Origin of the sequence: Kitasatospora putterlickiae, assembly GCF_039527695.1 — a bacterium.
Taxonomy (GTDB): domain Bacteria; phylum Actinomycetota; class Actinomycetes; order Streptomycetales; family Streptomycetaceae; genus Kitasatospora; species Kitasatospora putterlickiae.
In genome coordinates this window covers 2,008-11,017 of record NZ_BAAAKJ010000420.1, presented here as the reverse complement: position 1 = coordinate 11,017, position 9,010 = coordinate 2,008, and the positions used below count along the sequence as shown (strand labels likewise).

The 9,010-nt window shown below is 74.2% G+C and carries 7 protein-coding genes; 6 read left to right on the top strand and 1 reads right to left on the bottom strand.

Translation table 11 applies throughout. The features are described 5' to 3' along the window. Nucleotides 1-451 precede the first annotated feature (451 nt). Nucleotides 452-1,270, top strand: coding sequence for an alpha/beta fold hydrolase (locus tag ABD308_RS35090; protein ID WP_344344029.1), 819 nt, complete (start codon nucleotides 452-454; stop codon nucleotides 1,268-1,270). 55 nt (nucleotides 1,271-1,325) lie between these two features. Here the strand turns inward: ABD308_RS35090 and ABD308_RS35085 are convergent, their stop codons facing one another. After that, nucleotides 1,326-3,605: an MMPL family transporter gene (locus tag ABD308_RS35085; RefSeq protein ID WP_344344027.1), complete on the bottom strand. Its 2,280-nt coding sequence runs from the start codon at nucleotides 3,603-3,605 to the stop codon at nucleotides 1,326-1,328. 175 nt (nucleotides 3,606-3,780) lie between these two features. On the opposite strand from ABD308_RS35085, the gene ABD308_RS35080 reads away from it, so the two are divergent. The 5 genes from ABD308_RS35080 to ABD308_RS35060 all read left to right on the top strand — a co-directional run bounded on the left by ABD308_RS35080 (nucleotide 3,781) and on the right by ABD308_RS35060 (nucleotide 8,213). After that, nucleotides 3,781-4,953, top strand: coding sequence for a sensor histidine kinase (locus ABD308_RS35080; protein WP_344344025.1), 1,173 nt, complete (start codon nucleotides 3,781-3,783; stop codon nucleotides 4,951-4,953). Further along, nucleotides 4,928-5,590: a response regulator gene (locus tag ABD308_RS35075; protein ID WP_344344023.1), complete on the top strand. Its 663-nt coding sequence runs from the start codon at nucleotides 4,928-4,930 to the stop codon at nucleotides 5,588-5,590. The genes ABD308_RS35080 and ABD308_RS35075 overlap by 26 nt, the downstream gene beginning before the upstream one ends. A 113-nt stretch (nucleotides 5,591-5,703) precedes the next feature. After that, nucleotides 5,704-6,078, top strand: a complete 375-nt coding sequence (locus tag ABD308_RS35070) for a MerR family transcriptional regulator (protein WP_344344021.1) — start codon at nucleotides 5,704-5,706, stop codon at nucleotides 6,076-6,078. Between the two features lie 164 nt (nucleotides 6,079-6,242). Next, nucleotides 6,243-7,886, top strand: a complete 1,644-nt coding sequence (locus tag ABD308_RS35065; protein ID WP_344344019.1) for a BCCT family transporter — start codon at nucleotides 6,243-6,245, stop codon at nucleotides 7,884-7,886. Between the two features lie 150 nt (nucleotides 7,887-8,036). Then, nucleotides 8,037-8,213, top strand: coding sequence for a hypothetical protein (locus ABD308_RS35060; RefSeq protein WP_344344017.1), 177 nt, complete (start codon nucleotides 8,037-8,039; stop codon nucleotides 8,211-8,213). The last annotated feature ends 797 nt before the right edge of the window (nucleotides 8,214-9,010 follow it).

Sequence of the window (9,010 nt, the reverse complement as noted above, 5' to 3'; positions counted from 1 at the left end):
GCAGCAGCTCACGGCGTTCGATGCCCCGCCGGTGGCCGTTCAGCCCGTCGCGGGCGGCTTCCGAGGGGATGTCGGACGAGGACATCGGCACACTCCCGTTCGAGTCAGGGTGGTGGTGGTCGTGACGCGCGAACAGCCGCGGACGTGCGACGGCGGGGGGAGGCTCAGCGACAGCGACAACGGCGGCGACAGCGGCCGCGGCAGAACGGGACGGGCGCGCCTGCGGCGCCGGCGACGGCCACGGGCCGCCCGGCGGGTATCACGGCGCGCGGTCCCCCGGTCACGGTCGGATCATAGGGCCGCCGCGGACGCCCCGTCAGGCGAACCAGGACTTGACCCTCACACCGGTGTGAACTCCTACCGTGCGGAGCGGGCCGACCGCCCGCCGATCCCCGAACCGTCCCATCCGGACCGCCCGGACCGCCCGGACCGCCCGAACAGGAGCACCGCCATGACCGCCTCCCCCTCCCCCACCCCCGCCGCGCCGCTCGCCCGCACCGTCCGCGGCACCGGCCCCGGACTGCTGCTCGCCCACGGCGCGGGCGGCAGCGCCCACGAGAACTGGGGCCCGCTGCTCGACGACCTCGCCGCCCACCGCACCGTCGTCGCCCCCGACTACCCGGGCTCCGGCGACAGCCCCGACGAACCCGGCGCACGGCACTCGCTCGACGAACTGGCCGACCGCCTGGTGGCCGCCGCCGACGACGCCGGGCTGGCCGGCTTCGACCTCGCCGGCTACTCGCTCGGCGCCGCCGTCGCCGTCCGGATCGCCACCCGCCACCCCGGCCGGGTCCGCTCACTGCTGCTGCTCGCCGGGGTGGCCGGCGGCTCGCGGCAGCTGCGGCTGCGCGCCGACCACGTCATCGCCCTCACCGGGCACCCCGCCCTGTGGGCCGACCACACGCTGACCGGCGTCCTCGGCCGCAGCTGGGTGGACGCGCTGCCCGCCGAGCGGTTCGCCGCGCTGCGCGCCGAACTGGCCGCCGCCCCGGTCCCGGCCGGCTTCCGCTGGCAGTTCGAACTCGCCGGCCGCGCCGACGTGCGCGCCGAACTGTCCCGCGTCACCGTGCCGACCCTGGTCGTCTCCACCACCGAGGACGGCCTGGTGCCGCCCCAGCAGCACCGCACGCTCGCCCGGGGCATCCCCGGCGCCCGGCTGGCCGAGCTGACGTCCGGCCACCTGCCCGTGCTGGAGCGGCTGCCCGAACTGCGGGCCCTGCTCACGGGCTTCCTCACCGGCACCGTCCAGGGCGCGCGCATCGGGTCGTGATCAATGTGCGGGACGCGCCGAGGTTCCGGACGCCGAGGGCGGGCGGGGAGTCGGGTCAACGGTCAACCAGCCGTGGACGAGGGGCCCCGCCCGTGGATTCCAGGTCGGTGTCGTCGGCGGCGTCGATGCCGACCGGCCCCCGGGGAAGCATCCGGTCCAGCCACCCCGGCAGCCACCAGTTGGCCCGGCCGAGGAGCGTCATGGTCGCCGGTACCAGCACCATGCGCACGACCGTGGCGTCGATGAAGATCGCGGTGGCCAGGCCGAGCCCGAACATCTTGGCGGAGGGGTCGTCGGCGACGGCGAAGGACAGGAAGACCGCCACCATGATGAGGGCGGCCGAGGTGATGATCCGGGCGGTGCCCGAGACGCCCTCGACGATCGCCGTGCCGTTGTCGCCGGTGCGCAGGTACTCCTCGCGTACCCGGGAGAGGAGGAACACCTCGTAGTCCATCGACAGGCCGAACAGGATGGCGAAGAGGAACATCGGGATGAACGACACGATCGGAACCGTCGCCTCCAGCCCGATGAGTGCGCCTCCCCAGCCCCACTGGAAGACCGCGACCATGATGCCGTAGGCCGCGCCGATGCTCAGCAGGTTCAGCAGTACCGCCTTGAGCGGTACGAGTACCGAGCGGAAGACCAGCATCAGCAGCAGGAACGACAGCGCCAGCACGGCGGCGACGAACACCGGCAGGCGTTGGCTGGTGCGTTCGCCCACATCGGACAGGCTCGCGGCGGCGCCGCCGACGTGGGCCCTGGCCGGGCCGGGCCCGATCGCCGCGGGCAGCACCTCGGTGCGCAGCCGGGCGATGGTGTCGGCCGTGGCCTTGTCCTGCGGGCTGGTGGTCGGGAACACCACGAGGGTCGCGATGCCGGTGGCCCGGTCGACGTGCGTCGGCGCGACGGACGCGATGCCCGGATCCGCCGCGACCGTCGCGACGAGCCGGTCCAGCACTCCCGGGTCACCGGCGGGGTCCGCGGCGATGACGAGGGGACCGTTGGTGCCCGGGCCGAACCCCTCGGCGACGAGGTCGTACGCGCGGCGCTCGGTACGGCTCTGGGGCAGCGACCCGTCGTCGGGCAGGCCGACGCGCAGGCCGAGCACGGGCAGCGTCGCCGTCAGCAGCAGCCCCACCGCGCCGACCGCGTACGGCACCGGGTGCCGGCTCACGTGCCCGATCCAGCGACGCCACCCGGCGGCGGGGACGGCGCCCGCCTCCGTGTCCCGCCGCCGGCCGGACCGGCCCGGCCGGCCCGCCCGAAGTGCCCGGACGATCCGGCCGGCCCGGCCCAGACGCGGGCCGGCCACGCCGAGGAAGGCCGGCAGCAGCGTCACCGACGCCAGCACCATGGTCAGGACGACGATCGAGACGGCGAGGCCGCCCACCGTCATGAACGGCACGTTCGCGACCGCCATGCCGAGGATCGACACGACGACGGTGCCGCCGGCGAAGACCACGGGCCGCCCCGCCGTGGCCACCGCCCGTCCGGCCGCCTCCTGCGGATCGAGCCCGCGCGCGAGGTACTCCCGGTGCCTGGCGAGCACGAACAGCGCGTAGTCGATGCCCACGCCCAGCCCGACCATGCTGCCCAGGACCGGCGCGAAGGTGGGGACGTCCGTCACCCCCGCCAGGACCGTCATCGTGGCGACCCCGACGGTCAGCCCGAAGACCGCCATGCCGATCGGCAGCGCGGCGGCGACGAGCGAACCGAACGCCAGGAACAGGATGGCGGCCGCGGCGAGGAGGCCGATCAGCTCGCTCAGGCCGCCATCGGCGTCGGAGAACGCGTAGAAGAGGTTCCCGCCCATCTCGACGCGCAGGGGCAGCTCGGCGCGCAGCCGGTCGCCGAGAGCGACCAGGGCGTCGAGGTCCTCGGCCGACAGCCGGCTCTGGTCGGGGTACTGCACCCGGACGACCGCGATCCGCCCGTCGGCCGAGACGAGGCCGCCGCGCACGGCGGTGTCCCCGCCCGCGTCGAGCGCCCCCGCCGGATCGCTCGTGCCGAGCACGTGCGGCAGCCGCGTCACCTCGGCCCGCAGCCGCGTCAGTGCGGTGCGCGCGCCGTCGTCGCCGAAGAACGTCGCACCGCCGTCGAGGGGGGTGACGACCACGTGGGCGGTCATCCCCTCCTGGCCGGTGCCGGCCCGCTCGATCAGTTCGGCGGCCCGCTGGGAGTCCAGTCCCGGTGCGGTCATCGAGTCCGCGGGCCGCCCACCGAAGGCGACGGCGGCGAGGACGGCGAGCGTGGCGGCGACCAGCCATGCCGCGATCACCCGCCAGGGGTGCCGGGCGGCGTTTGTGCCCAGGCGCAACAGGACTTTCGAGAGCATCGGTTCCTCCAACCACCTCGGCGGCCGTCCTTGTGCGGCCGCCGATGCCGAGGTTCGCCGTCACGGCGCTCCGCGGCATCGGCTCGCGGGCCGCGGATCCGTCGGCCCCGGGTCGGAGTGACGCCCCGTCCTTTCGGCCGATGCGCGGCGCGGCGCGGTCCCTAGGCTGAGAACCATGCTGCGAGACGACCTGCGAACCCTGTGGACCGAACCCCGGCCGCCCGACGCGCCCGCCCGGGTGCGGCGGGACTGGGCACTGCTCGCCGCGGGCCTCGCCGGCGTGGCGCTGGAGGCCGCCCTGCGCGAGAACGTCGTGTGGCGGCCGGTGGCGGTGGTGTGCGCCGTCTGGCTGTGCCTGCTGCCCCTGTGGCGCCGGACCCACCCGCTGGCGGTGGTGACGCTGGCGTTCGGCTCGGTGATCCTGCTCCAGGTGGCCTCGCTGGTCGCCGCACCGCGCGAGCCCGTCGGCCTGGACACCACCGCGGTCGTGCTCGTGCTGGTGTACGCGCTGCCCCGGTGGGGGTCGGGACGGGAGATCGTGCTGGGCGGCGCGGTGATCCTCGCGGCCTTCGCACTGTGCGCCGTCACGTACCGGACCCCGGCCGCCGAACAGGTCGGGGGCTTCGTCTTCCTGACGCTGCCCGGCTTGGCCGGGGCTGCCGTGCGGTTCCGTGGGACCGCTCACGAGCGGCAACTGGAGCAGGTGCGCTCCCGCGAGCGCGAGCGGCTCGCCCGGGAACTGCACGACACGGTGGCCCACCACGTCTCGGCGATGGTGATCCGCGCCCAGGCGGGCCGGGTGCTCGCGGACACCGACCCGTCCGCCGCCGTCGAGGCGCTGGAGGGGGTCGAGGAAGAAGGGGCGCGCACGCTGGAGGAGATGCGCGCCATGGTCGCCGCGCTGCGCGACCCCCGGGTCGGCGCCGAGCTGGCACCGCCTGCCGGAGTCGCGGATCTGGAGCGCCTGGTACGCACCCCGGGTGGTCGCCTCAGGGTCGACCTGGGGCTCGACGGCGAACTGGACGCGCTGCCCCCGACCGTGGACGCGGCCGTCTACCGGATCGTGCAGGAGTCGGTGACCAACGCGCTGCGCCACGCGGTCGACGCGACCGAGCTCGTCGTCCGGGTCGCCGCGGAACGGCACACGGTACGGGTGAGCGTGCGCGACAACGGCCGGCGCACCGGCCGGGGGCGCGACGGATACGGACTCACCGGATTGCGCGAGCGCGCGACCCTGCTCGGCGGCACACTACGGGCCGGCCCGGGGACCGACCGGGGCTGGCACGTCGACGCCGAACTGCCGAGAGGGAGGAGCGGGAGCGGTGTCCATTCGCGTCCTCGTCGCTGACGACCAGACGATCATCCGCACCGGGTTGCGGATCCTGCTGAACGCCCAGCCCGGCATCGAGGTGGTCGGCGAGGCCGCCGACGGGCGGGAGGCGGTACGTCTGGCCCGCGAACTGCGCCCCGACGTCTGCCTGTTCGACATCCGCATGCCCGTACTCGACGGGCTTGAGGCCACCCGGCTGGTCGCGGGCCCGGGCGTCGCCGACCCGCTGGCCGTGGTCGTCATCACCACGTTCGACCTCGACGAGTACGTCTACGGCGCGCTGCGCGCCGGCGCCCGCGGATTCCTCCTCAAGGACACGGGACCGGACCTTCTGGCCCAAGCCGTACGGTCGGCGTCCGGCGGTGAGGCGCTGATCGCGCCCAGCGTCACCATCCGCCTGCTCCAGGCGTTCGCGGACCTGCCCGCCGGCCGGCCCGCGGTCCAGCCGGTCTCCCCCGTCACCGCCCGCGAGGAGCAGGTGCTCCTCGCCGTCGCCCGCGGGCTGACCAACACCGAGGTCGCCGATGCGCTGCACATCAGCCTCAGCACGGTGAAGACGCACCTGGCCAGCCTGATGGCCAAACTCGGCGCCCGCAACCGGGTCGAGATCGCGATGTGGGCCTACGAAACGCGCCGCATCCTCCCCGGAACCTGAGCCGGTGATCACGACTCGATGCGTGCCCAAGGGTCCGTCCCAGGGTCCGTCCCAGGGTCCGTCCCGCCGACGGGACGGGGAACACCCCGCCGGACGGGGGCGTTCGTCCGGTCATGCGCATCGGAGAACTCGCCCGCCTGACCGGGGTGTCCACTCGCCTGCTGCGGTACTACGAGGAACAGGGCCTGCTCGAACCCACCCGCTCGGCGGGCGGCTACCGCGAGTACGGCGAGCGCGACACCGTCCGGGTCCGCCAGATCCGCAGCCTGCTCGCGGCGGGCCTGTCCACCCGGGTGATCGCGCAGATCCTCCCCTGCGCGACCGGGCCGCTCCCCGCCCTGCTGGCCTGCCCCGAACTGCTCGGCACCCTCCGCGGCGAACTGGCCGAGCTCGACGCGCGCATCGACGAGCTGACCCGCAGCCGCGACGCCCTGGCCGGGTACCTGGACGCCGCCGTGCCGCCGCCCCTCCCGTACGCGGCCGCCTGACCGCCTGACGCCCGCTCCGCCTGACACGCCTTCAGGTCGCGCCTCCCCGGCGTGCCCTGCCGCCACTCCCGGCGAGGACTGGACATAGTACGACATGTATCCCGATTTCGATCATGTCGTCGACGCACGCCGTCGGTCCGCCAGTCCGTCGCGAGAGGCACCCCATGACCAGTCAGCCGCCCGAACCGCCGGAGGAGCCGGCCGCCACCCTCCCCCTCGACCGGATCGTGTTCGGGGTCGGCGCCGTCGCGGTGCTCGCGGTCGTCGCCTGGGGCGTCTTCGCCGAGGACTCGCTCGGCCGGACCTCCAGCACCGCCCTCGGCTGGGTCCTGCACAACTTCGGCTGGCTGTTCGTCGTCGCCGCCGACGTCTTCCTCGTCCTCACCGTCCTGCTCGCCTTCAGCCGCTTCGGCCGGATCCGGCTCGGACGCGACGACGACCAGCCGGAGTTCTCCACCACCGCCTGGGTCGCCATGATGTTCAGCGCCGGCATGGGCATCGGCCTGATGTTCTACGGCGTCGGCGAACCGCTCCAGCTGTTCGCCGCCCCGCAGCCCGGCTCGGGCCTCGAACCCGAGTCCGCGGCCGCCGCCCAGCAGGCCCTCGAATTCTCGCTCTTCCACTGGACCCTGCACCCCTGGGCGATCTACGCCATCGGCGGCCTCGCGCTCGCCTACACCACCTTCCGCAAGGGCCGGGGCAACCGGATCTCCGCCGCGTTCATCCCGCTGATCGGCGAGCACGGCGCCAACGGCTGGCGCGGCCAGGCGATCGACCTGCTCGCCGTGTTCGCGACCGTCTTCGGCTCCGCCACCAGCCTCGGCCTCGGCGCCCTCCAGGTGGCCGACGGCCTCGGCTACATCTCCGACGTCAACAACAGCGAGCGCACCCAGCTGGTGATCATCGGCTCGCTGACCGCCGCCTTCGTGCTCTCCGCCTTCTCCGGCGTGCACCGGGGCGTCAAGTGGCTCTCCACCGCCAACGTCGTGCTGGCCTCGCTGATCATGGTCTTCGTCTTCCTCGTCGGCCCGACCGTCTTCGTGCTGGACACCATCCCCTCCACCGTCGGCGGCTACCTCTCCAACCTGACCACGATGTCCACCCAGACCGGCGCCTTCACCGACGAGGACTGGCTCGGCTCGTGGACCATCTTCTACTGGGCCTGGTGGCTCTCCTGGGCACCGTTCGTCGGCACCTTCATCGCCCGGATCTCGCGCGGCCGCACCGTGCGGCAGTTCCTGATCGGCGTGCTGCTGGTGCCCAGCGGGGCCACCGTCGTCTGGTTCTGCGTGATGGGCGGCACCGCGATCCGACTCGACACCACCGGCACCGCCGACCTCGTCGGCACCATCCCGCAGGGCGCCGAGGCCTCGCTCTTCGAGATGCTGCGCGCGCTCCCGGGCGGCACGGTGACCAGCGTGGTCGCGGTGCTGCTGGTGATGACCTTCTTCATCACCAGCGCCGACTCCGCCTCGCTCGTGCTCGGCTCGCTCTCCAGCCGCGGTTCGCTGCACCCGCGCACCTGGCTGGTGGTGGTCTGGGGCGTGCTGATGGGCGGCGTCGCGGCCGCGCTGCTGCTGGCCGGCGGACTCACCGCACTGCAGAACGCCACCATCCTGGTCGCGCTGCCGTTCGTCGCGGTGATGCTGATGCTGTGCGTCGCCCTGGTGAAGGAACTACGCGCCGACCCCTCCGCCGGACCGTCCCGCTTCCACCCCACCCACGGCCTGCGGGACGCCGTCCGCGTCGCCGTCGGCGAGGCCCTGGCCGACGTCCGCAAGGGCAACCGGCGCCCCCCGAACGGGTGAACCACCATCCCCCCGGGGGCGGCCCGACGGCCCTCCCCGGGGGCCTGTGACCTGCGGCGTTGCCCATGTCGCCCAAGCCGACGCCCACCTCCCATCCGGACTTCACCCGCACGTAGCGACCGTTCACACCGGCATGCAACCTTCGCTGTCATGAACGCCAGCCTCCAGGCGACCCTCCAGGAACCGCGCTTCCCCCTGCCCCAGCGCCACCGCCGCTTCCTGGCCTGCGCCGCCGTCCTCGCCTCCATCGCCCTCGGCACCCTGGGCGTCGCCGCCACGGTCGAAACCGTCCAGCACGACACCATCGCGGCCGCCACCCGCCAGTAGCCCGGCAGGCACCAACGGCCCCGGAACAGCCGCCCCGCACGGAGGCACGGCCAGACCGACGGCCACACCCGCGCCCCGTCACCACGAAGCAGCGAAGACGCCCGGCCGGCCGAACCACCGGCTGCGCCCCGGAGCCTGTCCATCACGCCGCCCGCACTTCCCTCATCCGCAGGCAAGCCGGTCGGCCCGGAAGACGGCAGCGGGGCAGAAGCGACGGCCACGCCCCGGTCCCCGCCCGCCATCAGCCGGGCGGCACCACCGTTGCATCCCCGATCACCGGGCGGTCGTGCACGTGCGGAGGCTACCGAGGCCGCAACTAGCGTGACGGCCACGCGGCCGGTCCACCTGCCCACCACCAAATCCGCGCGCAGCACCAAGCAAGCCCGCCGACCCGACCGACGAAGGCCCGAGATCGCGGCAGGAGTGACACCCCGGCCGGCCGGCGGCGCCCGAGGCGGCCTGCGGCAGCCCGGCCGAGCCGTTCGCCGCGGTCCGCCCGGGCAGCGGCTGCGGGGCGGACGGGGCGCGGAAGACGCGGGAGCGGTAGTCGCGGCGGTACCCCGGCCGGACTCCCCTTCCCCCACGCCGCACACCCACCACCAGATCAGCGTGCAGCGCCAAGCAAGCCCGCCGACCCGACCGACGAAGGGCCGAGATCGCGGCACCCGCGCCTGATCCCCCCAGTCCGCCCGACGCCAGGTCGGCAGGCGGGCTGGCCAGCGTCGAGGGGGACGGACGTGAGGGCGTGAGCGAGATCGCGGCAGGGACAGCAGCTACGCGACTGGCCTCCTTTCCCC